Annotated in this window: 11 protein-coding genes and 4 tRNA genes; 14 read left to right on the forward strand and 1 reads right to left on the reverse strand. The window is 59.4% G+C overall.

What is annotated here, in order from left to right; translation table 11 throughout:
* The first annotated feature begins 187 nt into the window (after window positions 1-187).
* The 14 genes from LOL23_RS04080 to rpoC all read left to right on the forward strand — a co-directional run bounded on the left by LOL23_RS04080 (window position 188) and on the right by rpoC (window position 15,509).
* A complete protein-coding gene (locus tag LOL23_RS04080; protein WP_160977528.1) occupies window positions 188-1,498 on the forward strand; it encodes a short-chain fatty acid transporter in 1,311 nt (436 codons plus the stop codon).
* A gap of 215 nt (window positions 1,499-1,713) precedes the next feature.
* Window positions 1,714-1,800, forward strand: a tRNA-Tyr gene (locus LOL23_RS04085).
* Between the two features lie 69 nt (window positions 1,801-1,869).
* Window positions 1,870-1,943, forward strand: a tRNA-Gly gene (locus LOL23_RS04090).
* A gap of 47 nt (window positions 1,944-1,990) precedes the next feature.
* Window positions 1,991-2,065, forward strand: a tRNA-Thr gene (locus LOL23_RS04095).
* Between the two features lie 54 nt (window positions 2,066-2,119).
* On the forward strand, window positions 2,120-3,310 hold the full coding sequence (gene tuf / locus LOL23_RS04100; protein WP_160977530.1) for an elongation factor Tu: 1,191 nt from the start codon (window positions 2,120-2,122) through the stop codon (window positions 3,308-3,310).
* A 159-nt stretch (window positions 3,311-3,469) separates the two neighbouring features.
* Window positions 3,470-3,545, forward strand: a tRNA-Trp gene (locus LOL23_RS04105).
* 45 nt (window positions 3,546-3,590) lie between these two features.
* Window positions 3,591-3,971: a preprotein translocase subunit SecE gene (gene secE, locus LOL23_RS04110; protein WP_160977532.1), complete on the forward strand. Its 381-nt coding sequence runs from the start codon at window positions 3,591-3,593 to the stop codon at window positions 3,969-3,971.
* A gap of 9 nt (window positions 3,972-3,980) precedes the next feature.
* The gene (nusG, locus tag LOL23_RS04115) at window positions 3,981-4,514 is read left to right on the forward strand and encodes a transcription termination/antitermination protein NusG (RefSeq protein ID WP_160977534.1); all 534 of its coding nucleotides are present in this window, start codon (window positions 3,981-3,983) and stop codon (window positions 4,512-4,514) included.
* 64 nt (window positions 4,515-4,578) lie between these two features.
* Window positions 4,579-5,010: a 50S ribosomal protein L11 gene (rplK, locus tag LOL23_RS04120; protein ID WP_160977536.1), complete on the forward strand. Its 432-nt coding sequence runs from the start codon at window positions 4,579-4,581 to the stop codon at window positions 5,008-5,010.
* Between the two features lie 2 nt (window positions 5,011-5,012).
* Complete coding sequence (gene rplA / locus LOL23_RS04125; RefSeq protein WP_160977538.1) at window positions 5,013-5,708, forward strand: 50S ribosomal protein L1; 696 nt, start codon at window positions 5,013-5,015, stop codon at window positions 5,706-5,708.
* 249 nt (window positions 5,709-5,957) lie between these two features.
* Window positions 5,958-6,482 (forward strand): 50S ribosomal protein L10, encoded by a 525-nt coding sequence (gene rplJ, locus LOL23_RS04130; RefSeq protein WP_160977540.1) that lies wholly within the window; start codon window positions 5,958-5,960, stop codon window positions 6,480-6,482.
* A 69-nt stretch (window positions 6,483-6,551) separates the two neighbouring features.
* Entirely contained in the window at window positions 6,552-6,932 is a 381-nt protein-coding gene (rplL, locus tag LOL23_RS04135) for a 50S ribosomal protein L7/L12 (RefSeq protein WP_160977542.1), read from the forward strand.
* 205 nt (window positions 6,933-7,137) lie between these two features.
* Window positions 7,138-11,250, forward strand: a complete 4,113-nt coding sequence (gene rpoB, locus LOL23_RS04140; protein WP_160977544.1) for a DNA-directed RNA polymerase subunit beta — start codon at window positions 7,138-7,140, stop codon at window positions 11,248-11,250.
* Window positions 11,250-15,509, forward strand: coding sequence for a DNA-directed RNA polymerase subunit beta' (gene rpoC / locus LOL23_RS04145; protein WP_237173207.1), 4,260 nt, complete (start codon window positions 11,250-11,252; stop codon window positions 15,507-15,509). Before rpoB ends, rpoC begins: the two co-directional genes overlap by 1 nt.
* Window positions 15,510-15,607: 98 nt before the next feature.
* Here rpoC and LOL23_RS04150 read toward each other — a convergent pair whose 3' ends face one another.
* Entirely contained in the window at window positions 15,608-17,566 is a 1,959-nt protein-coding gene (locus LOL23_RS04150) for a CHASE2 domain-containing protein (protein ID WP_160977546.1), read from the reverse strand.
* Window positions 17,567-17,568 lie beyond the last annotated feature (2 nt).

A 17,568-nucleotide genomic window follows, 5' to 3' on the forward strand; every position in this document is an offset into this window, starting at 1 on the left:
TCAGGCTATCGCATTCTGTGTCGTGATAGCATCCGCCTGCATTCACCGAATCCGGCCCAGGCGCTGCGGTTAGCACGGCGATCACCGCCATGCTCGGCACCTCGTCCCGTGTATTTCCCTCGTTAAGTTTCTGGTCGCGGTTCCGGCCTGCCAGGCTGCGACCCGGTACTACAGCTGGAGCAAGAAGATGTTCAAGGCCTTGACTCGCTCATCCGTCAAGCTGGTTGAGCGGTACCTGCCCGACCCTTATATTTTTGTTGTGCTGCTGACGCTGCTCGCCGGCTTGGCGGCGGTGCTGGTGGAGCAGAAAACCCCCATGGAGGTTGTCACCATGTGGGGCGACGGCTTCTGGGGCCTGCTGGCTTTCACCATGCAGATGGTGCTGGTGCTTGTGGCCGGTTATATGATGGCCAGCACACCGCTGGTCAAACGCATTCTGGCCGCGCTTGCAGGCTTGGCGCGCTCGCCCGGTTCAGCCATCATTCTCGTTACCGTCGTGGCCTTGGCTGCAAACTGGATCAATTGGGGTTTCGGCCTGGTTGTCAGTGCCCTTTTCGCCAAGCAACTGGCCCGCAGTGTGCGTGTGGACTATCGCTTGCTCGTTGCCAGTGCCTATTCCGGCTTTGTAGTCTGGCACGGCGGCTTGGCGGGCTCCATCCCCTTGACCATCGCCACCGAGGGCCACTTCCAAGCCGACAAGATCGGTGTCGTGTCCACAGCCGACACAATCTTCTCCAGCTACAACTTGATTATCGTGCTGGCCATGTTCATCGTGGTGCCGCTGGTCAACCGGTGGATGATGCCGGATGAAAAAGACAGCGTGTATGTCGATCCTGCCGCACTTGCAGACAAAGCGCGGCATGGCAGCACCGACACCCGCCCAGCCGCCCGTCTGGAGAACAGCAAGCTGCTGGCGATGCTGATTGGTTTTGCCGGGCTGGCGTATATGTTCAACTATTACGTCATCCGCAACGGTGGCCTTAACCTCAACATTATCAATTTCACCTTCTTGTTCCTGGCCATCGTCCTGCATGGCAATGCTCGCAACCTGCTCGATAGCCTTGATGACGCCATCAAGGGTGCTGCCGGCATCGTGATCCAGTTTCCGTTCTATGCCGGCATCATGGCCATCATCATGCATTCGGGCTTGGCCGCCAGCCTGTCCGACTGGATGACATCCTTCGCCACGGCCGAAAGCCTGCCCTTCTGGACATTCATGAGCGCCGGCATCGTCAATATTTTCATCCCTTCCGGCGGCGGCCAATGGGCGGTGCAAAGCCCTGTGGTGATCGCCAGTGCGCACGCCCTGGGTGCCGACATACCGCGCGTGGCCATGGCGGTGGCCTGGGGAGATGCCTGGACCAATCTCCTCCAGCCCTTTTGGGCGTTGCCTGTATTGGCGATCGCAGGCTTGAAAGCCAAAGACATCATGGGATATTGCCTGATCCAGCTTTTTGTCACCGGCCTCATCGTATCTATTGGCCTTACCTTCTTCTAGCTCTCTCAAGCCGCTTTAAGTCACGTCAAGCCACTTCAAGCCGCGACACCGGCCAATGCTCCGCTTGGGCGAAAGCGGCGAAAAGACAGCACCTGCCGCGCGTCGCGGCCGGTGCATCGTCCAATGTCGCCTTTTTGTAACGTGGGCGCAGCGTCCGGCCCTGGCCACTGCTTGACATCATTTTTAAAAGGGCTCATAATTCATAGTTCGCTTCTGGTGGGATGCCCGAGTGGTTAAAGGGGGCAGACTGTAAATCTGTTGGCCTTGCGCCTACGTTGGTTCGAATCCAACTCCCACCACCAAGAATTTACAAACTGGCATACGGCGCGCCTGCAAGGCGCGCTGCGTGTGACGGGCAGGAAGAATCCTTCGCGGGTGTAGCTCAATGGTAGAGCAACAGCCTTCCAAGCTGATGATGAGGGTTCGATTCCCTTCACCCGCTCCAGTTTGCGGTATTCCGGTTTCTGCATGTTATGCAGGGGCTGGCAAGATGCCCATGTGGCTCAGTGGTAGAGCACTCCCTTGGTAAGGGAGAGGTCACGCGTTCGATCCGCGTCATGGGCACCAGCAGTTTTTATCATTACATAGCACTAAACCAGCATCTTTCCATCGGAGTCAGCCATGGCAAAAGAGAAGTTTGAACGGACCAAACCTCACGTCAACGTCGGCACGATTGGTCACGTTGACCACGGCAAGACGACGCTGACGGCAGCGATCACGACGGTGCTGGCCAAGGAATTTGGCGGCGCGGCGCGCGGCTACGACCAGATCGACAACGCGCCCGAAGAAAAGGCGCGCGGCATCACGATCAACACCTCGCACGTAGAGTACGAGACCAAGAGCCGTCACTACGCGCACGTTGACTGCCCGGGCCACGCTGACTATGTGAAGAACATGATCACGGGTGCTGCGCAGATGGACGGCGCGATCCTGGTGGTGTCTGCTGCAGACGGCCCGATGCCGCAAACGCGCGAGCACATTTTGCTCTCTCGCCAGGTGGGCGTGCCTTACATCATCGTGTTCCTGAACAAGGCCGACATGGTTGATGACGAAGAGCTGCTCGAGCTGGTTGAGATGGAAGTTCGCGAGCTGCTGTCCAAGTATGATTTTCCGGGCGACGACACGCCCATCGTCAAGGGCTCGGCCAAGCTGGCGCTCGAAGGCGACGAAGGTCCGCTGGGCAAGCAGGCGATCCTGCAACTGGCCGAGGCGCTGGACTCATACATCCCCACGCCCGAGCGCGCGGTGGACGGCACGTTCCTGATGCCTGTGGAAGACGTGTTCTCGATCTCTGGCCGTGGCACGGTGGTCACGGGCCGTATCGAGCGCGGTGTGGTCAAGGTTGGCGAGGAAATCGAGATTGTCGGTATCCGCGATACGGTCAAGACGACCTGCACGGGCGTAGAGATGTTCCGCAAGCTGCTGGACCAGGGCCAGGCTGGGGACAACGTGGGTATATTGCTGCGCGGCACCAAGCGCGAGGAAGTCGAGCGCGGCCAGGTTCTGGCCAAGCCCGGCTCGATCAAGCCGCACACGGACTTCAACGCCGAGGTGTACATTCTGTCCAAAGACGAAGGTGGCCGTCACACGCCGTTCTTCCAGGGCTATCGTCCCCAGTTTTACTTCCGCACCACGGACGTGACGGGCACGATCGAGCTGCCGGCGGACAAGGAAATGGTACTGCCCGGTGACAACGTGTCGATGAAGGTGAGCCTGATCGCCCCGATCGCCATGGAAGAAGGCCTGCGCTTCGCTATCCGCGAAGGTGGTCGTACCGTTGGCGCCGGCGTCGTGGCCAGCATCACCAAGTAAGTAACGCAATACCGGCTGGCGCCTGGTGCGTCAGCCGCGATCGAAATCAGATTTTCGATCATGTTGTGCCGCAAAGCGGCAAAAAAGTAGTAATGATTGTAAAATCAGTAGTTTGAAAAGGGGGCGGTGGGCCGTACGGCTTCATCGCTTTCAGAGTCTAGGGGTATAGCTCAATTGGCAGAGCGTCGGTCTCCAAAACCGAAGGTTGTAGGTTCGATTCCTACTGCCCCTGCCAGACCTTCTGTCATCAAGCCGCCGTCGCGGCGCCACCTGCCGAATTATGTCGAATAGCAATGTAGATACCGTTACCAGTGCCGCAGATCGCGTCAAGCTGGGGTTGGCGGTGCTCGTCATCATCGCAGGCATAGTCGGCTATTCGATACTGGAAGGCCAACCCGCTGTTGTACGCGTGGGTGTATTCGTGGGCAGCCTTGTGGTTGCCGGCCTGATCGCCTGGTTCAGCGAGCCGGGGCGTCGCACACTCAGTTTCGGTCGCGATTCCTACAGCGAAGTAAAGCGCGTTGTCTGGCCGACCCGCAAAGAAACTACCCAGATGACTGGCATCGTGTTTGCCTTCGTGGTCGTCATGGGCTTGTTTTTGTGGGTTATCGACAAGCTTCTTGGTTGGGTGATCTACGGCTTGCTGCTGGGCTGGAATTAAAGGGCACAAATGAGCAAGCGTTGGTATGTCGTACACGTTTATTCCGGCATGGAAAAAAGCGTGCACAAGGCGCTCCTGGAACGCATCGAGCGTGCCGGGTTGCAAACATCCTTCGGCCGCATTCTCGTTCCTTCCGAAGAGGTGGTCGAGGTAAAAGGCGGTCGCAAGTCGATCACTGAGCGCCGTATCTATCCAGGTTATGTGCTGGTCGAGATGGATCTCACAGACGAAACCTGGCACTTGGTGAAAAACACCAATCGGGTAACCGGTTTTCTGGGTGGGTCTGGTAATCGGCCCGCACCGATCTCCGAACGCGAGGTCGAAAAAATCCTCTCGCAAATGGAAGAGGGCGTCGAGAAGCCCAAGCCCAAGATTCTCTTCGAGGTTGGTGAGATGGTCCGCGTCAAGGAAGGTCCTTTCGCAGACTTCAACGGCAACGTCGAAGACGTCAACTACGAGAAAAGCAAGGTGCGCGTCACGGTTACCATTTTTGGCCGTGCCACCCCTGTCGAACTCGATTTTGGTCAGGTCGAGAAAACCTGAATTTTCAACCCCGGGGAGCCGCCTGTCTCGTATAGGCGGCGTTAATACCCGCAAGGAGTAAAGCATGGCGAAGAAAATCGTTGGCTTTATCAAGCTGCAAGTGCCGGCTGGTAAGGCTAATCCATCACCCCCCATCGGTCCGGCGCTCGGTCAGCGCGGCCTGAACATCATGGAATTCTGCAAGGCGTTCAACGCCAAGACGCAGGGCCTGGAGCCCGGTCTGCCGATCCCCGTGGTGATCACCGCTTATGCCGACAAGAGCTTCACCTTCATCATGAAGACGCCGCCGGCCACCATTCTGATCAAGAAGGCCAGTGGCGTGCAGAAGGGTTCGGCGCGTCCTCACCTCGACAAGGTCGGTACGCTTACCCGCGCCCAGGCTGAAGAAATCGCCAAGACCAAGCAGCCCGATCTGACGGCTGCCGATCTCGACGCTGCCGTTCGTACGGTTGCCGGTACCGCCCGCAGCATGGGCATCACTGTCGAAGGGGTGTAAGCATGGCCAAGTTGAGCAAGCGCGCGGCCGCTATCGCCGCCAAGATTGATCGCACCAAGCTGTATCCGGTCGCCGAAGCTTTGGCACTGGTAAAGGAAACCGCAACCGCCAAGTTCGATGAGTCCATCGATGTTGCGGTTCAGTTGGGTGTCGACCCTAAAAAATCCGACCAGATCGTTCGCGGTTCGGTCGTGTTGCCCGCGGGCACCGGCAAGTCGGTGCGTGTGGCGGTGTTCGCCCAAGGCGAGAAGGCTGAGGCCGCCAAGGCCGCAGGTGCGGAAATCGTCGGTATGGATGATCTCGCCGCGACCATCAAGGGTGGCCAGATCGACTTTGACGTCGTCATCGCTTCGCCCGATGCCATGCGTGTCGTGGGCGCCCTGGGCCAGATCCTCGGCCCCCGCGGCCTGATGCCCAACCCCAAGGTTGGCACCGTCACGCCCGATGTCGCCACCGCCGTCAAGAACGCCAAGGCAGGTCAGGTCCAATACCGTACCGACAAGGCCGGCATCATTCACGCAACTATCGGCCGCGCTTCGTTTGGCGTGGAACAGTTGCAAACCAACCTCAATGCCCTGGTCGACGCGCTGAACAAAGCACGTCCTACCGCTGCCAAGGGTATTTATCTGCGCAAGCTGGCCGTTTCGTCCACGATGGGCGGCGGTGCTCGCGTTGAAGTAGCTTCGCTCGCAGCCTGATCGCTGCGCAGCACAGAACTTTGGGCCATGCCGGAAAGCCTCCGGCATAGCTGTCAAAGACCGCTGGAGCCACGCCGGACGGCAGTATTGATGTACGGCGGCGCTTAATTTCAGGCCATACAGGCTTGGGTCCAGCGCAGACGGCGTCCCATGGAAGATTTCTTGTTGTACTAAGAACTCGACCAGGTGCGCCGCATTCGGTTGACGCAAGAGGCTTTCTCAAGCGTCGTTAGAAGGAGTGTTCAAACCGTGAGTCTCAATCGTGAAGAGAAAGCGGTAGTCATCGAAGAAGTCGGCGCACAGGTTGCGCAGGCCCAATCGATCATTATCGCCGAGTACCGTGGTCTGGACGTCGCCTCCGTAACCGTATTGCGCAAAACCGCGCGTGAGTCGGGCGTGTACCTGCGTGTTCTCAAGAACACTCTGGTGCGTCGCGCTGTGGCTGGTACCTCCTTCGAGGAGATCTCCGCCCAGCTGGCCGGTCCGCTGATGTATGGCATCAGCACCGATCCCGTCGCTGCCGCAAAAGTACTTGCTGATTTCGCAAAGACCAACGACAAGCTGGTGATCAAGGGCGGCGCGCTGCCCAATAATCTCTTGTCCGCGGATGGTGTGAAGGCTCTGGCCACCATGCCCTCCCGTGAAGAGTTGCTCTCGAAACTCATGGGTACGATGCAAGCACCCATCACGCAATTTGTGCGTACGCTCAACGAAGTTCCGACCAAGTTCGTTCGCGGCCTCGCGGCTGTGCGCGACCAGAAGGAAGCCGCCTAAGCGGCCTTGCGCTTCGTTTTACCGGGCGATACCCAACCCTGGCATTTATATCTATCTGGAGTTCTTAAAATGGCATCTAAAGCTGAAATCCTTGACGCTATCGCCGGCATGACCGTGCTCGAGCTGTCCGAGCTCATCAAGGAAATGGAAGAGAAGTTTGGCGTGTCGGCTGCTGCCGCCGCTGTTGCTGTGGCCGCTCCCGCCGCCGCTGGTGGCGCTGCTGCCGCTGCTGAAGAGCAGACCGAGTTCACCGTTGTGCTGGCAGAAGTCGGCGCCAACAAGGTCAGCGTCATCAAGGCTGTGCGTGAAATCACTGGCCTGGGCCTGAAGGAAGCCAAAGACCTGGTCGACGGCGCTCCGAAGCCTGTGAAGGAAGGTCTGGCCAAGGCTGACGCCGATGCCGCCAAGAAGAAGCTTGAAGAAGCTGGCGCGAAAGTCGAACTCAAGTAAGACTTTTTTCGCCTTGCCCGGGAAGCGCTCAAGCCTTCCCGGGCTTTTGCGTTTCCAGAAAACCCGTGATTTGGTGCGGAAAGTTATGATGAAGAAGGCGCTGCTGCGCATTCTTACTGGCTGCTGTCGTACCGAATGGGGTTTTCTGGAGTCGTAAACCAGGGCCGTGGTTTACGGCCCATGTAACCCTCGAGTCGGAGTGCTCATGCCTTATTCGTACACCGAAAAAAAGCGCATACGCAAGAGCTTCGCCAAACGGGAAGACGTTCAGGACGTCCCCTACCTTTTGGCGACTCAACTGCAATCATACGTCACATTTTTGCAGGCGGATACTACACCTTCCAAGCGAAAAGATGAAGGCCTTCAGGCTGCCTTCAGCTCAATATTCCCTATCGTCAGCCACAACCAAATGGCACGCCTCGAGTTCGTCAGTTACGTTCTCGGCGAGCCGGTTTTCGACGTCAAAGAATGCCAGATGCGTGGCCTTACTTACGCATCGCCCCTGCGCGCCAAGGTGCGTCTGGTCCTGATGGACCGCGAAGTAAGCAAGCCGACCATCAAGGAGGTCAAGGAACAGGAAGTATACATGGGCGAGATTCCGCTCATGACGGATACGGGTTCTTTTGTCATCAACGGCACTGAACGTGTGATTGTTTCGCAATTGCATCGTTCTCCCGGGGTATTCTTCGAGCACGATCGCGGCAAGACGCACAGTTCGGGCAAGCTGCTGTTCTCGGCGCGCGTCATTCCCTACCGTGGCTCATGGCTCGACTTCGAATTCGATCCGAAGGACGTCCTGTTCTTCCGTGTCGACCGTCGTCGCAAGATGCCGGTCACCATTCTGCTCAAAGCCATCGGCATGTCGCCGGAGGCCATCCTGGCGTTCTTCTCAGATTTCGACCACATCGAAATCATGCGCGAAGGCGGGATGCTCGAGTTCGTGGCCGAGCGCTGGAAGGGCGAGATCGCGCGCTTCGATATCAAAGACAAATCCGGCAATGTGATCGTCGAGAAAGACAAGCGCATCAATGCCAAGCACCTGCGTGACCTCACCAACGCGGGTATCGACTACATCTCCGTTCCCGAAGACTTCCTGATTGGCCGTGTGCTGGCCAAGAACCTGGTCAACGCGGACACGGGCGAAGTCGTTGCCAATGCCAATGACGAGATCACCGAAACCTTGCTGGCGGATATTCGCGCCGCGGGCATTCGTGAAATCGAAACGTTGTACATCAACGAGCTGGATCGCGGCGCCTATATCTCGCAAACGCTGCGTACCGACGAAACGGCCGACCAGACGGCTGCGCGCGTCGCTATCTACCGTATGATGCGCCCCGGCGAGCCGCCTACCGAAGAGGCGGTCGAGGCATTGTTCCAGCGCCTGTTCTACAGCGAAGAAACCTACGATCTGTCGCGCGTGGGTCGCATGAAGGTGAACAGCCGTCTTGGCCGCGACGAGAACGCGGGTGGCGCGATGACGCTCACCAACGAAGACATCCTTGAGACCATCAAGGTGCTGGTGGAGCTGCGCAACGGCCGTGGCCAGATCGACGATATCGATCACCTGGGCAACCGCCGCGTGCGCTGCGTTGGCGAGCTGGCCGAGAACCAGTTCCGCGCCGGTTTGGTGCGCGTCGAGCGCGCCGTCAAGGAGCGCCTGGGCCAGGCCGAAACCGAAAACCTGATGCCGCATGACCTGATCAACTCCAAGCCGATTTCCGCGGCGATCAAAGAGTTCTTCGGTTCGAGCCAACTGTCGCAGTTTATGGACCAGACCAACCCGCTGTCGGAAATCACGCACAAGCGTCGTGTGTCCGCACTGGGCCCTGGCGGCCTTACGCGCGAACGCGCAGGTTTCGAAGTGCGCGACGTGCATCCCACGCACTATGGCCGCGTATGCCCCATCGAAACGCCGGAAGGTCCGAACATTGGCCTGATCAACTCCATGGCGCTGTACGCGCGCCTGAATGAGTATGGCTTCCTCGAAACACCTTACCGCAAGATCATCGACGGCAAGGTGAGCGACCAGATCGATTATCTGTCCGCGATCGAAGAAAGCAAGTACGTTATTGCACAGGCGAACGCGCATCTGGACGAAGAAGGGCGCTTCATCGACGACCTGGTCGCCTGCCGTGAGGCTGGCGAAACCATGCTGACGGCACCGGGCAACGTGCACTATATGGACGTTGCGCCGTCGCAGATTGTGTCAGTGGCCGCGTCGCTGATTCCGTTCCTCGAGCACGATGACGCCAACCGCGCACTGATGGGCGCCAACATGCAGCGCCAGGCGGTGCCTTGCCTGCGTCCTGAGAAGCCGCTGGTCGGCACGGGTGTCGAGCGCACGGTGGCGGTCGACTCGGGCACCACGGTGCAGGCGCGTCGCGGCGGCGTGGTGGATCACGTCGATGCCGAGCGTGTGGTGATTCGCGTCAACGATGAAGAAAACGTTGCCGGCGAAGTGGGCGTGGATATCTACAACCTCATCAAGTACACGCGCTCTAACCAGAACACGAACATCAACCAGCGTCCGATCGTCAAGCGTGGCGACACCGTCGCCCGCGGCGATGTGCTGGCCGATGGCGCCTCGACCGACCTCGGCGAGCTTGCCCTGGGCCAGAACATGCTGATCGCGTTCATGCCCTGGAACGGTTATAACTTCGAAGACTCGATCCTGATCTCCGAAAAGATTGTGGCCGACGACCGCTATACCTCGATTCACATCGAGGAACTGACGGTTGTGGCGCGCGACACCAAGCTGGGCGCCGAAGAAATCACGCGCGACATCAGCAACCTGCCCGAAGTGCAGCTGAATCGCCTTGATGATTCCGGCATCGTACACATCGGCGCTGAAGTCCGCGCTGACGACGTGCTGGTCGGCAAGGTTACGCCCAAGGGCGAAACCCAACTCACGCCGGAAGAGAAACTGCTGCGCGCCATCTTTGGCGAAAAGGCCTCCGACGTCAAAGATACCTCGCTGCGCGTGCCGTCGGGCATGGTCGGTACGGTGATCGACGTGCAGGTGTTCACGCGTGAAGGTATCGAACGCGACAAGCGCGCACAGTCCATCATCGACGACGAGCTGCGCCGCTACCGCCAAGACCTTAACGATCAGCTTCGCATCGTCGAAGGCGATACCTTCGACCGTATCGGTAAGTTCCTGGTCGGCAAGACGGTAAATGGCGGCCCGCGCAAGCTGGCCAAGGGCGCCACGATCACCAAAGAATACCTGGCTGATCTGGATCGCTGGCAGTGGTTCGACATCCGCGTGGCTGATGAAGATCACGCTGTGGTGCTGGAGCAGGCCAAGGAGTCGCTCGAGCAGAAGCGCCATCAGTTCGACCTGGCCTTCGAGGAAAAGCGCAAGAAGCTTACGCAAGGCGATGAGCTGCCTCCGGGCGTGCTCAAGATGATCAAGGTCTACCTGGCCGTCAAGCGTCGCTTGCAGCCTGGCGACAAGATGGCCGGCCGTCACGGTAACAAGGGCGTGGTCTCCCGCATCACCCCCGTCGAAGACATGCCGCACATGGCCGATGGTACGCCTGCCGACATCGTACTCAACCCGCTGGGCGTGCCGTCCCGGATGAACGTGGGCCAGGTGCTCGAAGTTCACTTGGGCTGGGCCGCCAAGGGTCTGGGCCATCGCGTTGCCGAGATGCTCGACGAAGAGCGTGAGGTTCAAGTCAAAGAACTGCGTGCCTATCTCGAGAAGGTGTACAACAACACCGGCGCGGGTGCACAGATCAGCGCGCTAAGCGACGAGGAAGTCGTTGCGATGGCGAAGAACCTGCAGGCCGGTGTGCCGCTGGCTACACCTGTGTTCGACGGTGCCACTGAAGAAGAAATCGGCGAGATGCTGAAGTTGGCCTATCCTGATGATATCGCCAAGAAGCTGATGCTGACGCCTGCCCGCAATCAGGCGTGGCTGTTCGATGGCCGCACCGGCGAGCAGTTCGAGCGCCCGGTCACGATCGGCTACATGCACTACCTGAAACTGCACCACCTTGTTGACGACAAGATGCACGCGCGATCCACTGGCCCATACTCGCTGGTGACGCAGCAGCCGCTGGGCGGTAAGGCCCAGTTCGGCGGCCAGCGCTTCGGTGAAATGGAAGTCTGGGCGCTGGAAGCCTATGGCGCCTCGTACACGCTGCAAGAAATGCTCACGGTCAAATCCGATGACATTTCCGGCCGCACCAAGGTGTACGAGAACATCGTCAAGGGCGACCACGTCATCGATGCCGGTATGCCCGAGTCGTTCAACGTTCTGGTCAAGGAAATTCGGTCCCTGTCTCTGGACATGGACCTGGAGCGTCAATAATGAAAGCGCTACTCGATCTATTCAAGCAAGTCTCGCAAGACGAGCAATTCGATGCCATCAAGATCGGCATCGCGTCGCCGGAAAAAGTGCGTTCGTGGTCGTTCGGCGAGGTGCGCAAGCCCGAAACCATCAACTACCGCACCTTCAAGCCCGAGCGCGATGGCCTGTTCTGCGCCAAGATTTTTGGCCCGATCAAAGACTACGAGTGCCTGTGTGGCAAGTACAAGCGCCTTAAGCACCGCGGCGTCATCTGCGAAAAGTGCGGCGTTGAAGTCACCGTTGCCAAGGTGCGCCGCGAGCGCATGGGCCACATCGAGCTGGCCAGCCCCGTTGCGCATATCTGGTTCCTGAAGAGCCTGCCATCCCGCCTGGGCATGGTGCTCGACATGACGCTGCGCGATATCGAGCGCGTGCTGTATTTCGAAGCATGGTGCGTCATCGAGCCGGGCATGACGCCGCTCAAGCGCGGCCAGATCATGTCTGACGACGACTACCTGTCCAAGACGGAAGAGTACGGCGACGACTTCCATGCCCTGATGGGCGCCGAAGCCGTGCGCGAGCTGCTGCGTACCATCGACATCGACCGCGATGTCGAAACGCTGCGTGCCGAGCTCAAGGCCACGTCTTCCGACGCCAAGATCAAGAAGATCTCCAAGCGCCTGAAGGTCCTGGAAGGCTTCCAGAAGTCCGGCATCAAGCCCGAGTGGATGGTCATGGAAGTGCTGCCCGTGCTTCCGCCCGATCTGCGTCCGCTCGTGCCGCTCGATGGTGGACGCTTCGCCACGTCCGACCTGAACGATCTCTATCGCCGCGTCATCAACCGCAATAACCGTCTGAAGCGCCTGCTCGAATTGAAGGCGCCCGACATCATCTTGCGCAACGAAAAGCGCATGTTGCAGGAAGCCGTTGATTCGCTGCTGGACAACGGCCGCCGCGGCAAGGCCATGACGGGCGCCAACAAGCGCCAGCTCAAGTCGCTGGCCGACATGATCAAGGGCAAGAGCGGCCGCTTCCGCCAGAACCTGCTGGGCAAGCGCGTCGACTACTCGGGCCGTTCGGTCATTACCGTGGGCCCGCAGCTCAAGCTGCACCAGTGCGGCTTGCCCAAGCTGATGGCGCTGGAGCTGTTCAAACCCTTCATTTTCAACCGTCTCGAGATGATGGGCTTGGCCACCACGATCAAGGCTGCCAAGAAGCTGGTAGAAAGCCAGGAACCGGTCGTTTGGGATATCCTCGAAGAGGTCATCCGCGAACATCCGGTGATGCTCAACCGCGCCCCCACGCTGCACCGTCTGGGCATCCAGGCCTTTGAGCCGATGCTGATCGAGGGCAAGGCCATCCAACTGCACCCGTTGGTTTGCGCGGCGTTCAACGCCGACTTCGACGGCGACCAGATGGCTGTCCACGTACCGCTGTCGCTCGAGGCCCAACTCGAAGCCCGCACGCTGATGCTGGCCTCGAACAACGTGCTGTTTCCTGCCAACGGCGAGCCATCCATTGTGCCGTCGCAGGATATCGTGCTTGGCCTTTATTACGCCACGCGCGAGCGCATCAACGGCAAGGGCGAGGGCATGTTCCTGGCCGACGTCGGTGAGGTGCAGCGCGCTTACGACAACGGCGAAGTCGAGCTGCAGACCCGCATCACTGTTCGTCTGAACGAGTTCGAGAAGGACGAGCAGGGCGAATGGCAGCCGGTGCTCAAGCGCTTCGAAACCACCGTGGGCCGCGCGCTGCTGTCCGAGATCCTGCCCAAGGGGCTGCCGTTCTCGGTGCTGAACCGCTCGCTCAAGAAAAAAGAAATCTCGCGCCTGATCAACCAGTCGTTCCGTCGCTGCGGCCTGCGTGCCACGGTGATCTTCGCCGACAAGCTGATGCAGTCGGGCTTCCGCCTGGCAACGCGCGGCGGCATCTCGATCGCTATGAACGACATGCTGATCCCCACGGTCAAGGATGAAATCCTTACCCAGGCCAGCAAAGAGGTCAAGGAAATCGACAAGCAGTACTCCTCTGGTCTGGTAACCGCCCAGGAACGCTACAACAACGTTGTCGATATCTGGGGCAAGGCGGGCGACAAGGTCGGCAAGGCGATGATGGAGCAACTCTCCACTGAGCCTGTCACCAACCGCCATGGTGAAGAGGTACGCCAGGAGTCATTCAACTCCATCTACATGATGGCCGACTCGGGCGCCCGCGGTTCCGCAGCCCAGATTCGCCAGCTCGCAGGTATGCGCGGCCTGATGGCCAAGCCGGACGGTTCGATTATCGAAACGCCCATTACCGCGAACTTCCGCGAAGGCTTGAACGTGCTGCAGTACTTCATCTCGACCCACGGCGCGCGTAAAGGCTTGGCCGATACGGCACTGAAGACGGCAAACTCGGGCTACTTGACTCGCCGTCTGGTTGACGTGACGCAGGACTTGGTAATCACCGAAGACGATTGCGGCACGTCGCGTGGCTATGCCATGAAGGCCTTGGTCGAAGGTGGCGAGGTTATCGAGCCGCTGCGCGACCGTATCCTGGGCCGTGTAGCCGCGGTGGATATCGTCAATCCTGATACGCAGGAAACCGCTGTTGCGGCCGGCACGCTGCTCGACGAAGACCTGGTCGACTACATCGACAGCCTGGGCGTGGACGAAGTCAAGATCCGCACCCCGCTCACTTGCGAAACCCGCTACGGTCTGTGCGCTCATTGCTACGGCCGCGACCTTGGCCGCGGCATGCTAGTGAGCCGCGGCGAAGCGGTGGGTGTGATCGCAGCCCAGTCCATCGGTGAGCCAGGCACGCAGTTGACGATGCGTACCTTCCACATCGGTGGCGCGGCTTCGCGTTCGGCGATGGCCAGCTCGGTCGAAACCAAATCCGCCGGTACCGTGGCGTTCGCCCTGGGCCTGCGTTATGTCACTAACGCCAAGGGTGAGCGTGTGGCAATCTCCCGTTCAGGTGAAATCGTCATCTTCGACGACAACCGCCGCGAACGCGAACGCCACAAGATCCCGTACGGCGCCACGATCACTGTGGGCGACAGCGAGGTCATCAAGGCCGGTACGCGCCTGGCGACGTGGGATCCGCTCACGCGCCCGATCGTGTCCGAGTATGCGGGTACGGTACGCTTCGAGAACATCGAAGAGGGTGTAACGGTAGCCAAGCAGGTCGATGAGGTCACCGGCCTGTCGACGCTGGTGGTTATTACGCCCAAGACCCGTGGCGGCAAGACCATGATGCGTCCGCAGATTCGCCTGCTGAACGATGCTGGCGAAGAGGTTCGGATCGCAGGCACTGAGCATGCGGTCAGCATTTCCTTCCCGGTCGGCGCACTGATCACGGTTCGCGATGGCCAGCAGGTCAACGTGGGTGAGGTGCTGGCGCGTATTCCGCAAGAATCTCAGAAAACGCGCGACATTACCGGTGGTCTGCCGCGTGTGGCCGAACTCTTCGAAGCCCGTTCACCCAAGGATGCCGGCATGCTTGCCGACGTCACAGGTACGGTTTCCTTCGGCAAGGACACCAAGGGCAAGCAGCGACTGGTCATCACCGATATGGACGGCGTGAGCCACGAGTTCCTGATTCCGAAAGAGAAGCAGGTGCTGGTGCACGACGGCCAGGTGGTGAACAAGGGCGAAATGATTGTCGACGGTCCAGCTGATCCGCACGATATCCTGCGCCTGCAGGGCATCGAGAAGCTTGCTTCGTACATCGTCAATGAAGTGCAGGATGTGTACCGTCTGCAAGGTGTGAAGATCAACGACAAGCACATCGAAGTGATCGTTCGCCAGATGCTGCGTCGCGTGAACATCAGTGATGCGGGCGATACCAACTTCATTACCGGTGAACAGGTCGAGCGCTCCGAGCTGTTGAACGAAAACGACCGCATGGAAGCTGAAGGCAAGATCCCCGCTTCGTACGATAACGTGCTGCTGGGTATTACCAAGGCTTCCTTGTCGACCGATTCGTTCATCTCCGCGGCGTCGTTCCAGGAAACCACCCGTGTGCTGACCGAAGCGGCCATCATGGGCAAGCGCGACGATCTGCGTGGCCTTAAAGAAAACGTCATTGTGGGTCGCCTGATCCCCGCTGGTACCGGCATGTCGTATCACATGGCTCGCAAAGACAAGGAGGCCCACGAGGCCGCCGAACGTCAGGCCGCGCGCGCCATGGCCAACCCGTTCGAGGAAACGCCGACCGAGACTGTGGCATCACATGCCCATGGCGACGAAGGTGCCACCTCGCCGGACGTCGAAGGCGACGCGACGCAACAGTAAGCAGACCGCAGCCGGCCGCACCGCAAGGGCGGCTGGCATGCACAAGCAAAAAAGCCAGGCTTTCGAGCCTGGCTTTTTTGCTTGTGCCGGTGCCCGAATTACTCGGAAGCGGGCAGCAGAATTGTGAACTCGGCGCCACCGCCTTCGGTGTTGGCAGCGCTTATCTGGCCGGCATGCCGTTGAATTACGGTATGTACGAACGCCAGGCCAAGGCCGGTGCCGGCAGGGCTTTCTGGCGCATGCGATGTTGCGCGGGCAAAGGGCTGGAATAGTGAAGGTTGCAGTGAGGGCGGGATGCCTGTGCCTTGGTCGGTAAAGCGTATGCGCCAGTAAATACCTTGGCGGTCGATCCGGCAGCGGATAACGGTATTGGGAGGGCTGAATTTGATGGCATTGCTAAACAGATTACCCCATACGCGCCGCAGCAGTGCGGCATCGCCCTGGAGCCAGGCGGCGGCTGGCATAGCCTGCGTATCGATCGAGATATTGCGTTGCCGCGCAGAGGCCCAGAATTCGTCCGCGGTTTCTTCAGTAAGGGTGGCAAGGTCAACGGGGTTGAGAATAAGCGCTACGGCCTCGGCTCTGGCTAGATGAACAAAGCCGTCGACCAGCCGCAGCGTTTCGTTGGCGTAAGTGGCCACGCGCTGGAGGAACTCTTTCTGTTCGAGCGCTGTATCGGCGTGTTGTTGCAATTGTGTGAGTGCCAGTATGGAGTTCTGCGGTGAACGCATATCGTGCGAGAGGAATCGCACTGTATTTTCGCGGTGACGGTAGGCCCGTCGCAGCTGCTCGATGGCATCGTGTAGCTGCGATATATGCGAAGGTAGTGATAAGTGCTGATAGTTGGATGTATGGCCTTCGGGGCCACTGCCGTCCAGCGAGAACCGTTCACGTTCAAGCGCATTGAGCTCACGCCCGATCTGCTGGAGCGATACCTCTTGACTGCGCCAGCTCCATAACGGCAGTGCCACCGCAATGCCCACAAATGTGGCCATGACGGGCACCCAGACATCGAACAGCCACAGCAAGGCGACGCACCCTGTGAACACCAGGATGACGATGGAAAGCGCGGCGACAAAGCCCCTGCGGGGCGATAGAGAGCGGAAGGACAGGCAGGCCAGCAATACGGGCAAGCAAGCCAACAGCATATACAGCCAAGGATCGGGTGTGTGCACCCAATGGTTTTCGAGGATGCTCTGGAGGCCATTGGCGAGGATCTCGACACCGGGCATGAGATCGCCGGCGGGTTGCGCGGGTGTGGGGAAAAGGTCGCCCAGCCCGGTAGCCCAGGCGCCGACAATAACGTACTTGTCGGCGAACACGCTGGCGGGTACCTCACCGTTCAATACGGAATCGTAGGGATAAACAGTGTAGTGCCCTTGAGAAGACCGATAGGGAATGAGCAACTGTTTGCGATGGCCGAAGACCTGTGGGTCGGGCGGTTTCTGGCGGGCGGCCTTGAGCGCGGCAAGCAGGAAGTGGCGATGGGTTTGGCCGTTGGTGGATACCTGATTCAGTGTGATGGCGCGAACAATGCCGTCGCGGTCGGGATAGATGTTGACATAGCCGAGCGCGGCGGCGGCATCGGCAAGGCTGCCATAGGGCCGGGTGAGAGTGTCTCCATCCGACGACAGCATGGTTGGCAGCACGACGCGCCCATGCGCTTTCATTGCTGCAGCGAGCAGTTCGTCGTCGTTGGGGTAGGCGGTATTGCGGTCGGACATCAGAATATCGAGCGCAACCACGCGCGCCTGGTCCAGCTTTCTGAGCAGGTGGGCATGTGTGGCTCTGCGCCAGGGCCAGTAGCCGAGGGCCTCGATGCTGCTGTCGTCGATGGCCACAATAACGATCTCTTTGTTGGGCGGTTCGTTGTGGGTGTAACCAACCAGCCGGTCATAGAAGGTATTGTCGATGCGCGCGATGCCCAAGGGCTGCGCAAACCAGCACAGCGCCAGGGTGAGCGTCAGGATGAAGGGGGTGACAATCAGCCATTCTGCGCGGGCGCGCAACTCCAGGCTGCTCCAGAATTGCGCTTGCGCCTCTTGCCCAGAGACCATGG

Source organism: Paracandidimonas lactea (genome assembly GCF_021653995.1).
Lineage (GTDB): Bacteria > Pseudomonadota > Gammaproteobacteria > Burkholderiales > Burkholderiaceae_B > Allopusillimonas > Allopusillimonas lactea.